The 14,955-nt window shown below is 74.6% G+C and carries 17 protein-coding genes and 1 riboswitch; of the genes, 12 read left to right on the forward strand and 5 right to left on the reverse strand.

Annotated features, from left to right (window positions below; all coding sequences use genetic code 11):
• Positions 1-14 precede the first annotated feature (14 nt).
• Positions 15-431, forward strand: a complete 417-nt coding sequence (locus ACQP60_RS09440; protein WP_429731198.1) for a RidA family protein — start codon at positions 15-17, stop codon at positions 429-431.
• Here the strand turns inward: ACQP60_RS09440 and ACQP60_RS09445 are convergent.
• The 3 genes from ACQP60_RS09445 to ACQP60_RS09455 are packed head-to-tail and all read right to left on the reverse strand — an operon-like array spanning position 419 to position 2,431.
• Complete coding sequence (locus ACQP60_RS09445) at positions 419-1,285, reverse strand: Nif3-like dinuclear metal center hexameric protein (protein ID WP_429731200.1); 867 nt, start codon at positions 1,283-1,285, stop codon at positions 419-421. The two genes, ACQP60_RS09440 and ACQP60_RS09445, sit on opposite strands and share 13 nt — an antisense overlap.
• Entirely contained in the window at positions 1,282-1,872 is a 591-nt protein-coding gene (locus ACQP60_RS09450) for an AAA family ATPase (RefSeq protein WP_429731203.1), read from the reverse strand. Before ACQP60_RS09450 ends, ACQP60_RS09445 begins: the two co-directional genes overlap by 4 nt.
• A gap of 7 nt (positions 1,873-1,879) precedes the next feature.
• Positions 1,880-2,431, reverse strand: a complete 552-nt coding sequence (locus ACQP60_RS09455) for a DnaJ family domain-containing protein (protein WP_429731206.1) — start codon at positions 2,429-2,431, stop codon at positions 1,880-1,882.
• 82 nt (positions 2,432-2,513) lie between these two features.
• Between ACQP60_RS09455 and ACQP60_RS09460 the strand changes: the two genes are divergently transcribed.
• From ACQP60_RS09460 to ACQP60_RS09470, 3 genes are all read left to right on the forward strand, one after another.
• The gene (locus tag ACQP60_RS09460) at positions 2,514-3,695 is read left to right on the forward strand and encodes an aminotransferase class I/II-fold pyridoxal phosphate-dependent enzyme (RefSeq protein ID WP_429731209.1); all 1,182 of its coding nucleotides are present in this window, start codon (positions 2,514-2,516) and stop codon (positions 3,693-3,695) included.
• A gap of 97 nt (positions 3,696-3,792) precedes the next feature.
• Positions 3,793-4,572: an endonuclease/exonuclease/phosphatase family protein gene (locus tag ACQP60_RS09465; RefSeq protein WP_429731211.1), complete on the forward strand. Its 780-nt coding sequence runs from the start codon at positions 3,793-3,795 to the stop codon at positions 4,570-4,572.
• The gene (locus ACQP60_RS09470) at positions 4,569-5,066 is read left to right on the forward strand and encodes a DUF6328 family protein (RefSeq protein ID WP_429731214.1); all 498 of its coding nucleotides are present in this window, start codon (positions 4,569-4,571) and stop codon (positions 5,064-5,066) included. Before ACQP60_RS09465 ends, ACQP60_RS09470 begins: the two co-directional genes overlap by 4 nt.
• Positions 5,067-5,073: 7 nt before the next feature.
• Here ACQP60_RS09470 and ACQP60_RS09475 read toward each other — a convergent pair whose 3' ends face one another.
• Entirely contained in the window at positions 5,074-5,514 is a 441-nt protein-coding gene (locus ACQP60_RS09475; RefSeq protein WP_429731216.1) for a CBU_0592 family membrane protein, read from the reverse strand.
• Positions 5,515-5,711: 197 nt separating this feature from the next.
• Between ACQP60_RS09475 and ACQP60_RS09480 the strand changes: the two genes are divergently transcribed.
• The 8 genes from ACQP60_RS09480 to ACQP60_RS09515 all read left to right on the forward strand — a co-directional run bounded on the left by ACQP60_RS09480 (position 5,712) and on the right by ACQP60_RS09515 (position 14,277).
• Positions 5,712-6,620: a LysR family transcriptional regulator gene (locus ACQP60_RS09480; RefSeq protein ID WP_429731219.1), complete on the forward strand. Its 909-nt coding sequence runs from the start codon at positions 5,712-5,714 to the stop codon at positions 6,618-6,620.
• Between the two features lie 81 nt (positions 6,621-6,701).
• Entirely contained in the window at positions 6,702-7,367 is a 666-nt protein-coding gene (locus ACQP60_RS09485) for an HdeD family acid-resistance protein (protein ID WP_429731221.1), read from the forward strand.
• 79 nt (positions 7,368-7,446) lie between these two features.
• Positions 7,447-7,553, forward strand: a riboswitch (glycine riboswitch).
• Between the two features lie 326 nt (positions 7,554-7,879).
• Positions 7,880-10,822: an aminomethyl-transferring glycine dehydrogenase gene (gene gcvP / locus ACQP60_RS09490; RefSeq protein ID WP_429731421.1), complete on the forward strand. Its 2,943-nt coding sequence runs from the start codon at positions 7,880-7,882 to the stop codon at positions 10,820-10,822.
• A gap of 80 nt (positions 10,823-10,902) precedes the next feature.
• The gene (gene gcvT / locus ACQP60_RS09495; protein ID WP_429731224.1) at positions 10,903-12,066 is read left to right on the forward strand and encodes a glycine cleavage system aminomethyltransferase GcvT; all 1,164 of its coding nucleotides are present in this window, start codon (positions 10,903-10,905) and stop codon (positions 12,064-12,066) included.
• A gap of 68 nt (positions 12,067-12,134) precedes the next feature.
• Positions 12,135-12,503: a glycine cleavage system protein GcvH gene (gene gcvH, locus ACQP60_RS09500; RefSeq protein WP_429731227.1), complete on the forward strand. Its 369-nt coding sequence runs from the start codon at positions 12,135-12,137 to the stop codon at positions 12,501-12,503.
• Positions 12,504-12,753: 250 nt separating this feature from the next.
• A complete protein-coding gene (locus tag ACQP60_RS09505; protein WP_429731230.1) occupies positions 12,754-12,984 on the forward strand; it encodes a helix-turn-helix domain-containing protein in 231 nt (76 codons plus the stop codon).
• A 117-nt stretch (positions 12,985-13,101) separates the two neighbouring features.
• Positions 13,102-13,539, forward strand: coding sequence for a (deoxy)nucleoside triphosphate pyrophosphohydrolase (locus ACQP60_RS09510; RefSeq protein ID WP_429731233.1), 438 nt, complete (start codon positions 13,102-13,104; stop codon positions 13,537-13,539).
• A 66-nt stretch (positions 13,540-13,605) separates the two neighbouring features.
• Positions 13,606-14,277, forward strand: a complete 672-nt coding sequence (locus tag ACQP60_RS09515) for a GAP family protein (protein ID WP_429731236.1) — start codon at positions 13,606-13,608, stop codon at positions 14,275-14,277.
• 22 nt (positions 14,278-14,299) lie between these two features.
• On the opposite strand, the gene ACQP60_RS09520 is transcribed toward ACQP60_RS09515, so the two are convergent.
• Positions 14,300-14,851, reverse strand: coding sequence for a P-loop NTPase family protein (locus ACQP60_RS09520; RefSeq protein WP_429731239.1), 552 nt, complete (start codon positions 14,849-14,851; stop codon positions 14,300-14,302).
• Positions 14,852-14,955: the final 104 nt, after the last annotated feature.

Genomic DNA, 14,955 nt, shown 5'->3' on the forward strand with positions numbered 1-14,955 from the left:
GAAAGGACGAGCAGATGGCCGAGCAGACCCCGAAGACCGCGATCTCCACCGACCAGGCCCCGGCGCCGGCGCACACGTTCCACCAGGGCGTGCGGGTCGGCAACCTGCTGCAGGTCTCCGGGCAGGGCCCCGTGGACCCGGCGACCAACGAGTACCTCTACCCGGGCGACGTCGCCGCGCAGACCACGCGCACGCTCCAGAACGTCGAGGCGATCGTCAAGGCCGGCGGCGGCACGATGGCGGACGTCGTGATGCTGCGCGTCTACCTCACGACGCGCGACGACTTCGCCGCCATGAACGACGCCTACGGCGCGTTCCTCACCGAGCGGCTCGGCCCGGACGCCGTGCTGCCGTCGCGCACCACCGTCATGGTCGGGCTGCCGCGCGAGGAGATGCTCGTCGAGATCGACGCGCTCGCCTACGTCGGCTGACCGCCGCCGGGTCCGACCCGCGCCGGCCGGGCGACGTCCGGCGCGGGCAAGAACGTGACCGGCACCTCCGGGACGACGTCGCGCAGCCAGTCGGCGAAGAACGCCATCCCCGCCTGCTCGGCGGGGACGTGCCCCGCCACGACCAGCCCCTTCGGAGCACCCCGGCCGGTCGTGCCGAGGTGCGCGGCGTCCAGGGCGTACGACTGGGTCTCCCACTCGTGCGCCTCCCCCACGACGACGGCGTCCACGTCGTCCCGGCGCAGCACCGCGCGGTTGCGCGCGAAGCCGCGGAACCCCAGGTCCAGGCCCACGCGGCGCACCGGCTGGTCCGGGTCGCCGACGTAGCGGGCGGTGCGGGACCCGAGCGCCGTCGCGACGTGCGCGGCGAGGTCGTCCAGCGTCGTCGGGCCGACGTCGCACACCGACGCCCCCTCGGCGGCGGGGTCGAGCGTCCAGCCCAGCGCGCGGGCCGCACCCTCGTCGACGCCGTCCGGACGGCGGTCGTGCCAGGCGTCGTGCGCGCGCCAGACGACGAGGCCGTGGTCGGCCACGAACGCGCGCTTGGCGGTCAGCACGGGATCGCCCTCGGCCTCCAGGTCCGGCACCGCGGCGCCGGTGTGGTCGTAGTCCGGCGGCTCGTGCGTCACGACGACGTTCGCCCCCGCCGCCACCGCGCGCTCCAGCACCTCGAGCGTGGCCAGCGTCGTCACGGCGACGCCGCGCACCAGCGAGCCGGGGTCGCCGGCGATGAGGCCGTCGACCGTCGTCGGACGCGGCGTCACGGCCAGCGCCGCGGCCGCGCGGGAGACCAGGCACGCGGCGGTGAGGGTCGGGTCGTGGGGGCGCGTCGTCACGGCGCCACGGTAACCGGCGGCGCCGACGCGCTCGTGCCCGGTACCTGCAGAGAACCCGCGAGCACGAGGTCGCGGACCCGCGCCGCGAGGTCGCCGGGCGACGCGCCGTCGTCCCGCAGGGCGGCGTTCGCCGCGCCGTCGTCCGCCGGATGGTCGGCCTCTGCCGCGAACTGCGCGTGCATGGCCCGCGTGGCGTCCGGGTCGTCGAAGCCGTGCCCCGTGCGCGCGGCCACGCGGGCGAGGCACACGTCGACCGGCGGCAGCAGCACGGCGCGGTGCACGGCGACGCCGGCGTCGGCGGCGCGGGCTGCGAGGTCCCGCGCGGCCTCGCGGTGCAGCACGCCGTCGTAGACCACCCAGGCGTCGGAGCGGGCGAACTCGACCGTCGCGGCGAGCGCGGCCCGGCCCGCGGGCGCGGTCTGGACCGCGGCCTCCGGGAGCCAGGGGTCGACGGCGCCGCGCCGCCACCGGCCGAAGAACCAGTCCGCCTCGAGCAGCACGGAGGGGTCGAGCAGGCCGGCCAGGGCCGCCCCGACGGCGGACTTCCCCGAGCCCGGCGGTCCCGTCACCACGACGACGTCGGCCACGGCGGCCTCAGAAGATCCCGCGGGCGCGGCGGCGCTCGCGCCACCGCTGCACCTCGCGCTCGACGTCCCGGGTCGGCGTCACGACCGGCGGCCCGCCGAGCAGCTGCCGGCGGGCGTCGACCACCCGCGCGTTGAACTCCTCGACGGTCGCGCGGACGCGCTCCTCCTCGGGCTCGCGGTCGAGCGTCTCGTCCAGCTCCGCGTCGTCGCGGCGCAGCTGCGCCGCCGGCAGGACGCCGGTGATCTGCTCGCGCTCCACGAGGTTCTTGAGCCACCAGTCCGGGTCGTGCGTGCCGCGCAGCCCGGGGATCGGCTTGCCCTGCAGCGGCAGGTCGTCGAACTCGCCGCGCCGGATCGCCTGGTCGACGACGGTGTCCACCCACAGGGCGCGGTCGTCCATGCGGCGGCGGGGCTGCGCGCCGGCCCGGTCCGCGTCGGTGCCCCCGTCGGCGGCCTCCGCCTCCGGGTCGGCGGCCTCCGCCGCGATCTCGCGGTCCACCTGGTACTGGGCGGCCCGGCGTGCGGGGTCGCCCTGGTCGTCACGGCGGCGTCGGAACATCGGAATCCCTCCGGGTCGTCTGCTCCCAGACTATGCGCGGACCGGGCGCCCACGGCCGGAGGCGACCCGGCATGATGGCCGTATGAAGGTCTCGCGTCGCAGCCACGTGCCGCCGTTCGCCGTCATGCAGGTGCTGGCCACGGCCAACGAGCGCCGCGCGGCGGGGCACGACGTGCTCAACCTGTGCGCGGGCGAGCCGTCCACGGGGGCGTCGGACGTGGTGCGGGAGAAGGCGGCGGAGCTGCTGCGCACCGCCGACCTCGGCTACACGGAGTCGATGGGCGTGCCCGCGCTGCGGCGCGAGATCGCCGGGCACTACCGCCGCTGGTACGACGTCGAGGTGGACCCGGCGCGCATCGCCGTGACGACCGGGTCGAGCGGCGGGTTCCTGCTCGCGTTCCTCGCCGCGTTCGACGTCGGCGACCGGGTCGCGCTCGCCCGCCCGGGCTACCCGGCGTACAAGAACATCCTCGCCGCGCTGGGCTGCGAGGTGGTCGAGCTCGACTGCGGCCCGGACACCCGGTACCAGCCCACGGTCTCCCAGCTCATGGAGGCGTACTACGAGGGCGGCCTGGACGGGCTGGTGGTGGCCTCTCCCGCCAACCCGACCGGCACGATGCTCCCGCCCGCCGAGCTGGCCGCGCTCGCCCGCTGGTGCGACGAGCACGACGTCCGCCTGATCAGCGACGAGATCTACCACGGCATCGCCTACTCGGCAGATGTACAGCAGGCCACGGCCGCGATGTACACGGACGCGGGCGCGGTGGTGGTCAACTCGTTCTCCAAGTACTGGGCCATGACCGGGTGGCGGCTGGGCTGGCTCGTGCTGCCCGACGAGCTGGTCAGCCCCGTCGACGCGCTCGCCGGCAACGTGGCCCTCTCGCCCCCCGCGCTGGCGCAGCACGCGGGCGTCGCGGCCTTCTCCCCCGCCGGCTACGCCGCAGCGGCCGAGAACGTGGCCTGGTACGCCGCGTCGCGCGCGGCGCTGCTCGACCGCGTGGACGAGCTCGGCTGGCGCCCCGTCGCCCCCGCCGACGGGGCGTTCTACCTGTACGGGAACGTCGCGGGCTTCCGCGACGCCGTCGGCGGCGACTCGGTGACCTACTGTCGGCGCCTGCTCGCAGAGGCGGACGTCGCGATCACGCCGGGCGCCGACTTCGACGCCGTGGCCGGCGGCGACTGGGTGCGGCTCTCCTTCGCCGCCGCGCCCGACGTCGTCTCCCGCGCCGTCGACCGCATCGTCGCCTGGCACCGCACCCTCTGACGGGACGTCGGCCGCCGGGCATCGTGGGTGCGAGACGCCGTGGGGTGCGGGAGGCTCGCACCATCTCGCGGACTCATGCACGGCGGACGGAGGACGGATGATCCGGCTGGTGACGGCGAACATCCAGCACGCGCTGGTGGACGGGACGCAGGTGGACCTCGACCGGCTCGAGGCCGCGCTGGCCGCGCTCGACGCCGACGTCGTGGCGCTCCAGGAGGTGGACCACGGCCAGGCGCGGTCCGGCGGCGAGGCGCAGGCCTACCGGCTGGCCGCGGCGCTCGGGATGCCGGAGCACCGCTTCGTCCCCGCGGTCCGCGGGGGCCTCGACCCGGCGTGGCGGCGTCGTCGGGCACCGCGCACGGCCGAGGGCGACGACGGCCGCCTGCCCGCCCCGGCCGGCTACGGCATCGCGCTGCTCAGCCGTCACCCGGTCCGCGCGTGGCGCGCCATGCGGCTCCCCGGCCTGAACCTCCCGGGGCTGCCGCCGCTCGGAGTGGACGAGCCGCGCGTCGCCGTCGCCGCCGCCGTCACGACCCCCGACGGCCCGCTGACCGTCGTCGCCACCCACCTGTCCCAGCGCGAGCCGTGGAAGGCCGCGCAGCTGCGGCGCCTGCGGCGGCGGGTGCGGCACGCGCCGCGGCCCCTGGTGCTGCTCGGGGACCTCAACACGCGCGGCGACCTGCCCGCCCGGCGCACGGGCTGGCGCGAGCTCGTGCACGTGCCGACCTACCCGCGCAGCCGGCCCTGGATCCGCATCGACCACGTGCTGGCCGACGGACCGGTGACCGCGACCTCCGCCGCGCGGGCCGTGGACCTCGGCGTCAGCGACCACCGTGCGGTCGTGGTCGACGTCGTGCTCGGCGAGGAGGCGGCATGACCGAGATGCCCACCGGGGGCGTCCCGGACCGCGGGCACGGCCGACCCGAGACGCCGGAGCAGCGCTCGGACCGCAACTGGAACGAGCTGCTGCAGGAGCTGCGCGTCATGCAGACGGGCGTGCAGATCCTCACCGGCTTCCTGCTGATCCTGCCGTTCCAGAGCCGCTTCGGGGACCTGGACGACTACCAGCGGACCGTGTACCTGGTGCTCGTGCTCGTGTGCGTGGCCACGACGGGCCTGCTGGTGGCGCCGGTCGCGCTGCACCGGGCGCTGTTCCGGCAGCACCTCAAGCGCTCGGTGGTGACCGGGGGCGACCGGATGGCACGCGCGGGGCTGGTGCTCCTCGCGATCGCCCTGGCGGGCACGGCGGAGCTCGTGTTCGACGTCGTCGTGGGCCGCACGGCGGGGATCGTCGTGGGCGTCGTGTCGGCCGTCGTGCTGCTCGGCCTGTGGGCGGTGGTGCCGGCGTTCGTGCGGCACCACCGCGGGTGACCCGTCGTCAGGCGGCGAGGTCCACGCGCTCCTGGCGGGGCAGCTCGGTCACGTCGACGGGCTCGGCGTCGACCAGGGCGTCCGGGACGAGGGCGCCGGCGGCCGGGTCGGCGGCCCCGTCGAGGACGACGACGGCGTGCGGGTCGCCGATCGCCTGCACGGCGGCGAGCTGTGCGGCGGCGGCGCGCTCGGCGCGGCGTGCGCGGGCCAGGGTGCGCAGCGCCGCGGCGCCGATGATCACGGCGGCGACGTTGGACAGCGCGGACGGCCAGATGCCGTTCACGATCGCGATGACGAGCATCACGGCCGCGCCGGCGACGTTGGACAGCTGGAACGGGAGCGAGTCGGCGGTCCAGCGGCCCTTGCTCACCATGCCGTAGGCGAGGACGACGGCGATGGCGCCGACCCAGCCGAGGGCGGTAATCACGGTCAGCAGGGAGATCGTCATGACGGGCACCTCCGGGGGGTCGGCGTGGCACAGGTGTGCCACGGAAGGAAGAAGCTGAGGATGTGGACGCCGCACCCGAGAACCGGGGCCGGGAACCGGGATCCGGAGAAGGTCCGGCCGGCGTCGAAACGATTCTGCAGCACGATCTGCGTTCAGCACAATCAAATCCTTCTCCGACCGGCAGTTAGTATCCCTACATGGCCACAGACCCACGGAGACTTGCCTTCCTCCTTGCCGTGCACCGCGCCGGGGGCGTGCTCGCGGCAGCAGATCTTCTGCATGTCACCCCGTCCGCGGTGTCCCAGCAGATCGCCCGGCTCGAGGCCGAGGAGGGCATCGCCGTCCTCGACCGCGGGCCGCGCGGCGTCACCCTCACCCCGGCGGGCCGAGTGCTGGCCGAGGCGGGTGAACGGATCGAGGCCGAGCTGCTCGAGGCGCGGCAGGCGATCGCCGGGCTCGGCGAGGGGGTGAGCGGCACGGTCGTGCTGGGCGCCTTCCAGACGGGGATCCGCGCCGTCGTGGCGCCCATGCTCCTGGACCTGGCCGAGCAGTACCCCGCCGTCGAGGTGGACGTGCGCGAGCACGAGCCGGCCGAGGCGATCCGCATGCTGCGCGCGGGCGACCTCGACGTCATCCTGCTCGAGCGCGACGCCGACATGGACTCCCCCGCGCCCCGCGGCGTCCACGACGTCCCGCTGCTCGACGAGCCGTGGTGCGTCGTCGTGCCCGCGGGCCTGCCCATGCCGGAGCGCCTCGACGACCTGGCGACTCTGCAGTGGGTGGGCGCGGAAGCCGACACGGCGTCCGACCGCGCGCTGCGCCGCCTGGCCCGCACGCTGGGCACGACCGTCAGCCAGCGGCACCGGTTCTTCGACTTCGACACGGCGCTCGCGCTCGTGGCGGCGAACCAGGGCGTCGCCATGCTGCCCGCCCTGGCGCTGCAGGGCGGCGACGTGCCGGAGGGCGTCGAGGTCGCGCGCCTCGCCGGCCTCGGCACCCGGCGCATCGTCGCGCGGCACCGCGCCACCCGGCACGAGCCGGGCCCCGCCGTGCGCGCCGTCGTCGACGCGATGGTCGAGGTGACCCGCGACCTCGAGCTCGCCTGACGCCCCTCCCGACGCCTCGCCCGGCCCGACGACGGCGCAGGTCGCCGCGCGTCCGGCCGCGGGCGCTCCTACCATCGCGACATGGGTGAGACCACGCCGGGCGCGGCCGCGGCGGACGGGAAGGGCCGCGAGCCCGCGCCGCTGTCGGACCGGACGCTGGGCGTCGCACGCCGACTCTGGGGCCTGACGTACCTGCGCGCGCTGCTCTACCTGGCGGCCGGCATCGTGCTGTTCGCCAACCCGGACCAGGGCCTCACGTGGGTGCGCTGGCTCATCGGGCTCGTGATCCTCGCCCAGGGCGTGCTGCTGACCGTCGAGGGCGCCCCCACCAAGCGCTCGGGTCGGCGGCGGGGCGAGGGCGACGAGGTGAGCTGGCGGCTGCTGGCGGGCGTCGTGAGCATCGCCGCGGGTCTGGTGATCGTGCTCTGGCCGTCGATGTCCGGCCCGGTGATGGTGCTGGTCGTGGCGGTGTGGGCCTGCGCGGCCGGCGTGGCCGGCGTCATCGGCGCGCTGCGGGGCCGGGCCCTGCGCACCACGTCGTGGGACTGGCAGCTGGTCAACGCGGTGCTGTGGATCGTGCTCGGCGTGGTCATGCTCGCGCGGCCCGCGACGAGCGTGTCGACGTCGGCCCAGCTGCTCGCGCTCTACCTGGTGATGGCGGGGGCCGTGCTGGTCGTCGGCGCGTTCTCTGCCGGCACCCGTACCCGCGACGCCCGCAAGGCCCGGGGTGGCGCGGCCGCCGGGTAGGATCGACGGCGTCACACCGCAGCCCTGGCTGCCCCCACAACGCGGCCGTACCCCCGGGTGCGGTTGCCACATAGCCGCTCGAACCGCGACGGGAGAGCTCGCGCCGCGCCCCGCAAGGTGGCCGGCCGGCGCCGAAGGAGCAACCCTCCCCGGGAATCTCTCAGGCACCCGTACCGTCGCGGCGAGGCAACTCTGGAAAGCGGCCCGCTCCGTCCTCGCGACGGGCGCGGCCCACCGACGGTGCAAGTCGGCGCGCCCCGTCGCCGTCGTAGGTCACGTCTGCGACGACGCCACGGCGGACCGGCAAAACTCTCAGGTCGACGCGCGCGCGTCCGATGACAGAGCGGGGAGGACCTGCCAGTCCCCCGCCTGCCCGGCCCGACCTACGGAGCTCCGACGTGACCACCACCCAGGACGACTCGTCCACGTCCCTCGCGGGCGCCCCCACCGGCGTCGACCCCGACGTCTTCGCCGACCGGCACGTGGGCCCGCGCGGCCGCGAGGTCGCCGCGATGCTCGACGTCCTCGGCCACGCGAGCCTCGACGCGCTGGTGGACGCCGCCGTCCCCGCCTCGATCCGCACCGACCGCCCGCTGGACCTGCCGGCCGCCCGCTCCGAGGCCGAGGTGCTCGCGCACCTGCGCGACCTCGCGGGGAAGAACCAGGTCAAGCGCCAGATGATCGGCCTGGGCTACTACGGCACCACCACTCCCCCGGTGATCCGCCGCAACGTTCTCGAGTCCCCCGCCTGGTACACGGCCTACACGCCGTACCAGCCGGAGATCTCGCAGGGCCGCCTCGAGGCGCTGCTCAACTTCCAGCAGGCCGTGGAGGACCTCACCGGCCTCGGCATCGCGGGCGCCTCCCTGCTCGACGAGGCCACCGCCGTCGCGGAGGCGGTCGCGCTGATGTGGCGCGCGTCCCGCGCCAAGAGCGGCTACGTCGTCCTCGACGCGGACCTCTTCCCGCAGAGCCTCTCGGTCACGCGGGGCCGGGCCGAGGCGATCGGCCTGCCGGTGGTCGTGGTGGACCTCGACGGCGGCCTGGCCGCTGGCCTCGACGCGTTCGTCGCGGCGGGCGGCACGCTGCCCGACGGCGACCTCGTCGGCGTCGTGGTGCAGCAGGCGGGCGCGTCGGGCCGTGTGCTGGACGCGCGCGGCGTGGTCGCGGAGGCCAAGGAGCGCGGCGCGCTGGTCACGGTGGCGGCGGACCTCCTGGCCCTCACGCTGCTGACCTCCCCGGGTGAGCTGGGCGCGGACGTCTCGGTGGGCTCGGCGCAGCGCTTCGGCGTCCCCCTCTTCTACGGCGGTCCGCACGCCGCCTTCATGGCGGTCCGCAAGGGCCTCGAGCGCCAGCTCCCGGGTCGCCTGGTCGGCGTCTCGACCGACGCCGACGGCGCCACGGGCCTGCGCCTGGCCCTCGCGACCCGCGAGCAGCACATCCGCCGCGAGAAGGCGACGAGCAACATCTGCACCGCGCAGGCCCTGCTCGCCATCGTGGCCTCGATGTACGCCGTCTACCACGGCCCCGACGGCCTCCGCGCGATCGCCGAGCGCACCCACGCCCGCGCCGCCGCCGTCGCGTCGGGCCTCCGCGCCGCGGGCGTCACGGTCGAGCACGACGTCTTCTTCGACACCGTCCGCGCCGTCGTCCCGGGTCAGGCAGGGCGCGTCGTGGCAGCGGCGGCCGACGCCGGCTACAACCTGTACAAGGCCGACGCCGACCACGTACAGATCGCCTGCGACGAGACCACCACCCAGTCCGACGTCGCGGCAGTCCTCGCCGCCTTCGCAGCCGCCACCCCGCAGGTGGGCGACGTGGTGCAGGAAGCGGGGAGGTCGGCGATGCCCCGCGCGGACGTAAGAAGTCCCGAAGTGGAGGGCGCCCAGGCGCCCGTGAACGCGTCCGCGCGGGGCATCGCCGACCTCCCCGCGTCCGTGACTCGAACGACGCCCTACCTCCAGCACCCCATCTTCCACATCCACCGCAGCGAGACCTCGATGCTCCGCTACCTGCGTGCGCTGAGCGACAAGGACCTGGCGCTGGACCGCACGATGATCCCGCTGGGCTCGTGCACGATGAAGCTCAACGCGACGGCGGAGATGGAGGCGATCAGCTGGCCGGGCTTCGCGGACATCCACCCGTACGTGCCGGCCGACCAGGCGCTGGGCTACGCGGAGCTGGTGTCGACGCTGGAGGCGCAGCTGGCGGAGATCACGGGATACGCGGGGGTGTCGGTGCAGCCGAACGCGGGCTCGCAGGGCGAGTTCGCGGGGCTGCTCGCGATCAAGGGCTACCACCGGTCGCGGGGCGAGGAGCACCGCGACATCGTGCTGATCCCGGCGTCGGCGCACGGCACGAACGCGGCGTCGGCGGCGCTGGCGGGCCTGCGCGTGGTGGTGGTCGCGACGGCGGACGACGGTGAGATCCAGCTGGACGACCTGCGGTCGAAGCTGGAGCAGCACGGCCCGCAGGTGGCCGGGATCATGATCACGTACCCGTCGACGCACGGCGTCTACGAGGAGCACGTGCGCGAGGTCTGCGACCTTGTACACAACGCTGGCGGGCAGGTGTACATCGACGGGGCGAACATCAACGCGCTGGTCGGCCTGGCCCGGCCGGGGGAGTTCGGCGGCGACGTGTCGCACCTCAACCTGCACAAGACGTTCTGCATCCCGCACGGCGGCGGCGGCCCGGGCGTGGGCCCGGTCGCGGTGGCGGCGCACCTGGTGCCGTTCCTGCCGGCGGACCCGACGCCGGGCCTCGGCAGCGCGGACGCGCAGGACGGCGCCGAGGGGATCGCCCCGGTCAGTGCGGCACCGCACGGTTCGGCGGGCATCCTGCCGATCTCGTACGCGTACCTCGCGCTGATGGGCCCGGACGGGCTGACGGAGGCGTCGAAGGCCGCCGTCCTCACCGCGAACTACGTGGCCAAGCGCCTGGACCCGTACTTCCCGGTGCTCTACACGGGGGAGAACGGCCTGGTGGCGCACGAGTGCATCCTCGACCTGCGGCCGCTGACCGCCGAGACGGGCGTGACCGCGGAGGACGTGGCGAAGCGCCTCATCGACTACGGCTTCCACGCGCCGACGATGTCGTTCCCGGTGGCGGGCACGCTCATGGTGGAGCCCACCGAGAGCGAGGACCTGGCCGAGCTGGACCGCTTCGTGGACGCGATGATCGCCATCCGCGGCGAGATCGACCGCGTCGCGGCGGGGGAGTGGAGCGCCGAGGACTCGCCGCTGCGCCACGCCCCGCACACGGCGGCGAGCGTCGTCGCCGACAAGTGGACGCACCCGTACTCCCGTGAGCTGGCGGCGTTCCCGCTGCCCAGCCTGCGCGGGGCGAAGTACTGGGCGCCCGTGCGCCGCATCGACGGCGCCAAGGGCGACCGCAACCTCGTGTGCGCCTGCCCGCCCCTGGAGTCCTACGCGGAGCCCGCCCCCACCCACTGACCGCTGTGAGCACGATTTCGGGGACTATTCGGGCCTCGACCGTCCCCGGAATCGTGCTCACAACACCGAAGGGAGCCTCGATGGCCGAGGACCAGCAGGAGACGCAGGACAAGACCACGCCGCTGCACGACGAGCACGTCGCGCTGGGCGCCAGCCTCACCGGCTTCGGCGGCTGGGAGATGCCGCTGCGGTACACCTCCGACCTGGCGGAGCACCGCGCGGTGCGCGAGGCCGCCGGACTGTTCGACCTGTCGCACATGGGGGAGATCCACCTCGAGGGCCCGGGCTCCGGCGCGGCGCTCGACGGCGCGCTGGTGGGCAACGCGAGCGCGATCGGCGTCGGCCGGGCGCGGTACTCGATGATCTGCGCCGAGGACGGCTCCGTGCTCGACGACCTCATCGTCTACCGCCTGGCCGACGAGCACTTCCTCGTCGTCGCCAACGCCGGCAACGCGCCGCGCGTCGCCGCCGAACTGGTCGCCCGCGCCGCCGGGTTCGACACGGTCGTCACGGACCGGTCGGCCGAGACCGCCCTGCTCGCGGTGCAGGGTCCGCAGGCCGAGGAGATCGTCGCGGGCCTCACGGCGCCGGACGACGTCGAGACGGTCCGCACCATGAAGTACTACGCGTCCGCACCGGCCACGGTCGCGGGCATCCCGGTGCTGACCGCCCGCACGGGGTACACGGGAGAGGACGGCTTCGAGCTGTTCGTGCCCGCGGACCGGGCGGTCGACCTGTGGCGCGCGCTGCTCGCCGCGGGGGAGGGGCGCGGCCTGGTCCCCGCGGGCCTGTCGGCGCGCGACTCGCTGCGCCTGGAGGCGGGGATGCCGCTGTACGGCCACGAGCTCGACGAGACGACCACGCCGTACGAGGCGGGCCTCGGTCGCGTGGTCAAGCTCGACAAGAAGGGCGCCGACGGCGAGCCGCTGCCGTTCGTCGGCCGCGACGCCCTCGCGGCGCGTGCCCAGAGCGCGCCCGCCCGCGTCCTCGTCGGCCTGCGCGGCGAGGGGCGCCGTCCCGCCCGCGCGGGGTACGACGTCGTGCAGCGCGGTCTCGACGGTGCCGCGGGCGCCGTCGTCGGCCACGTGACGTCCGGTGCGCCGTCGCCGACGCTCGGCTACCCGGTGGCGATGGCGTACGTGACGCCCGAGGTGTCCGCCGAGGGCACCGCGCTCGCCGTCGACGTGCGCGGCCGCGCCGAGCCGTTCGTCGTCGTGCCGCTGCCCTTTTACCGGCGGGCATAGGACGATCGTCCTGACCTCTTCCTGATCCCGACCGTCGTCAAGCACGCAGAACTGAAGGAGCAGTCCCCATGGCCGACTTCCCCGAGAACCTCCGCTACTCCGCCGAGCACGAGTGGGTGGACGACGCGTCGCCCGCGACGGTCGGCGTGACGTCCGTCGCCGCCGACGCGCTGGGTGACGTCGTCTACCTCGAGCTGCCCGAGGTGGGCGCGACGATCGAGGCGGGCGCCGTCGTCGGCGAGATCGAGTCCACCAAGTCCGTCTCGGAGCTGTACTCGCCGGTGAGCGGCACCGTGGTGGAGGTCAACCAGTCGGCCGTGGACGACCCGGCCGTCGTGAACTCCGACCCCTTCGGCGCGGGCTGGCTCTTCAAGGTCGACGTGACCTCCCGCGGAGCGCTGCTGACGGCCGAGGAGTACGCCGCCCAGGCCGGCTGACGCTTTCCCGGTTTTCGTGACCGAATCGTGACTATCGGGTCCGAAATGCGTTGATTGCCTGGGATAACCGCGCTGACCTGCGACGACACGGCCGGCCGTGCCCCACGACGCGGCGCGACCGGCCGTGGTCGTCCCCGGGCGACGGCGATCCGCAGGATTTCGCGTCATGACCTCGGCCCGTGCGCATCTTCATCCATGACGGCTTCCCCTGGTCGACCTTCGGTCGGCGGCCGTCGACGGAGGAAGAACGATGAGCACGATCGAAATGGCCCCGGTGACGAACCGCCTGCTGACGCGCCGCGAGCGCGTGGTCCTGTCCAACCTGTCCGAGGACGTCACCCTCGAGCAGATCGCGACCAAGCTGTTCGTCACCCGGAACACGGTGAAGTCGCAGGTGCGCAGCGTGTATCGCAAGATCGGTGTCTCCAACCGGGCCGAGGCCGTCGCATGGGCGCGACAGGCCGGCCTCGGGGTCGGCTGACAGCGGGTAGGTGCGAGCCCCGCCCGACGACAGGGGAGGTCGTCGCGCGGGGCTCTCGCACGTCCGGGCACAGGTCACGACCCGGGCCGTCGGGACCCGGATGGCAGAATTTCCGTCATGACAGCACGCCGCCTCGTGGTCGCCGCCGCGATCGTCGACGACCTCGACAGCCCGGCGCGCCTGCTCGCCGCACGGCGCAGCCGGCCCGAGCACCTCGTGGGCCGGTGGGAGTTCCCGGGCGGCAAGGTGGACCCGGGGGAGACGCCGGTCGAGGCGCTGCACCGCGAGCTCATGGAGGAGCTCGGGGTGCGGGTCGAGCTCGGCGACGAGCTGCCCGGCCCCGACGACGGCGGCTGGATCATCACGGACCGGCACGTGCTGCGCCTGTGGCTGGCGGTCGTCGTCGACGGCGACCCGCGCCCCCTCGTCGAGCACGACCACCTGCGCTGGCTGGACCGGTCCTCGCTGCTCGATGTCGACTGGCTGGACGGCGACGTCCGCATCGTCGAGGCGCTCGAGGGCATCCTCGACGACCCGGTCGACGCCGCTCGCTGACGCCTCGGCGCGCGCCGTCGCCCCGCCCCGCCTACCTTCGGACCATCGCCGGACGGAGGAGCACAGGTGGGCGCAGCGATCGGTCAGTCCCTGCCCGTGGCGGTGGGCGTGCTCATCAGCCCGCTGCCGATCGTGGCTGTGGTGCTCATGCTCGTCAGCCGGCGGGCGAAGGCCAACGCCGCCGCGTTCCTCATCGGCTGGTTCGTCGCCGTCCTGGTGGTCGTCGGCCTGGTCGCCGTGCTCGCCGGCTCGGCCGTCCCCGACGACGAGGGCTCGCCGCTGTGGGCGGCGATCGTCAAGATCGTGCTGGGGCTCGGCCTCCTGCTGCTGGCGGTGAAGCAGTGGCGGGGACGCCCGCGCGAGGGCGTGGCGCCCGAGACGCCGACGTGGATGGCGGCGATCGACCAGTTCACGCCCGGCAAGGCGCTGGGCCTCGCCGTCCTGCTCTCCGCCGTGAACCCGAAGAACCTGCTGCTCGTCGTCTCCGGCGGCGCCGCGATCGCCGCGGCCGCGCCGGGCGACACGAACGCGCAGGTGGTGGCCGCCGTCGTCTTCGCGCTGATCGCCAGCGCCGGCGTCGTGACCCCGCTGGTCATCTACCTCGCGATGGGCGCCCGCGCCGCCCGCGTGCTCGACGGGCTGAAGACGTGGATGGTCCAGAACAACGCCGTGATCATGGCGGTCCTGCTGCTCGTCATCGGCGCCAAGATGATCGGCGACGGCATCAGCGCGCTCTGACTCCTGACGATCTCGTCGGGCGTCACGCCAGGGAGTGCACCCAGCGCTCGACGGCGCGGCGGCTGCGCAGCCGCACGACCTGCAGGTGCGGGGCCTCGCGCGCCAGCCGCGCGTCCAGCCCGCGGAGCTTGTGCCGGGTGCGCCACGCCCACCGCAGGATGTGGTCGCGGTCGGCAAGGACGGTCCACAGGGGCGGCTCGAGGTTCCCGTTCCACAGCTCCGTCCGCCGCAGCCGACGTCGCAGGGTGCGGCGCCCGACCTGCCACAGCGCGACCGGCGTCGGCAGGTCGAGCCACACCAGCAGCTCGGCGCGCTCCAGCAGCAGCGGCCGCACGGGCGTGTACTGCCACTCGCTGACCCAGGCGTCCTGCGCGACGACGGCACGGACGTCGTCCTCGAACTCGGCGCGGGGCGTCCAGCCGGGGCCGTGGAACAGGCTGTCCAGCTCCGTGTACGGCAGGCCGAGGGCGTTCGACACGCGCCGCGCGAGCGTCGACTTGCCGGCTCCGGACGTCCCCGCCACGAGGATGCGGCGGGCGGTGAGGGGCGGGGGAGCGGGAGAGTCCGGGGGCACCCGCCGAGGATACGGAACGGGGCACGTCGCGGGCACGGGACAACGTCCTGAAGACTTGTGCCCGACCGCTAGTACGGTAGGGAGAAATCTGCCAGCACCGGGTC

The organism is Isoptericola variabilis (genome assembly GCF_050311655.1).
GTDB lineage: Bacteria > Actinomycetota > Actinomycetes > Actinomycetales > Cellulomonadaceae > Isoptericola > Isoptericola variabilis.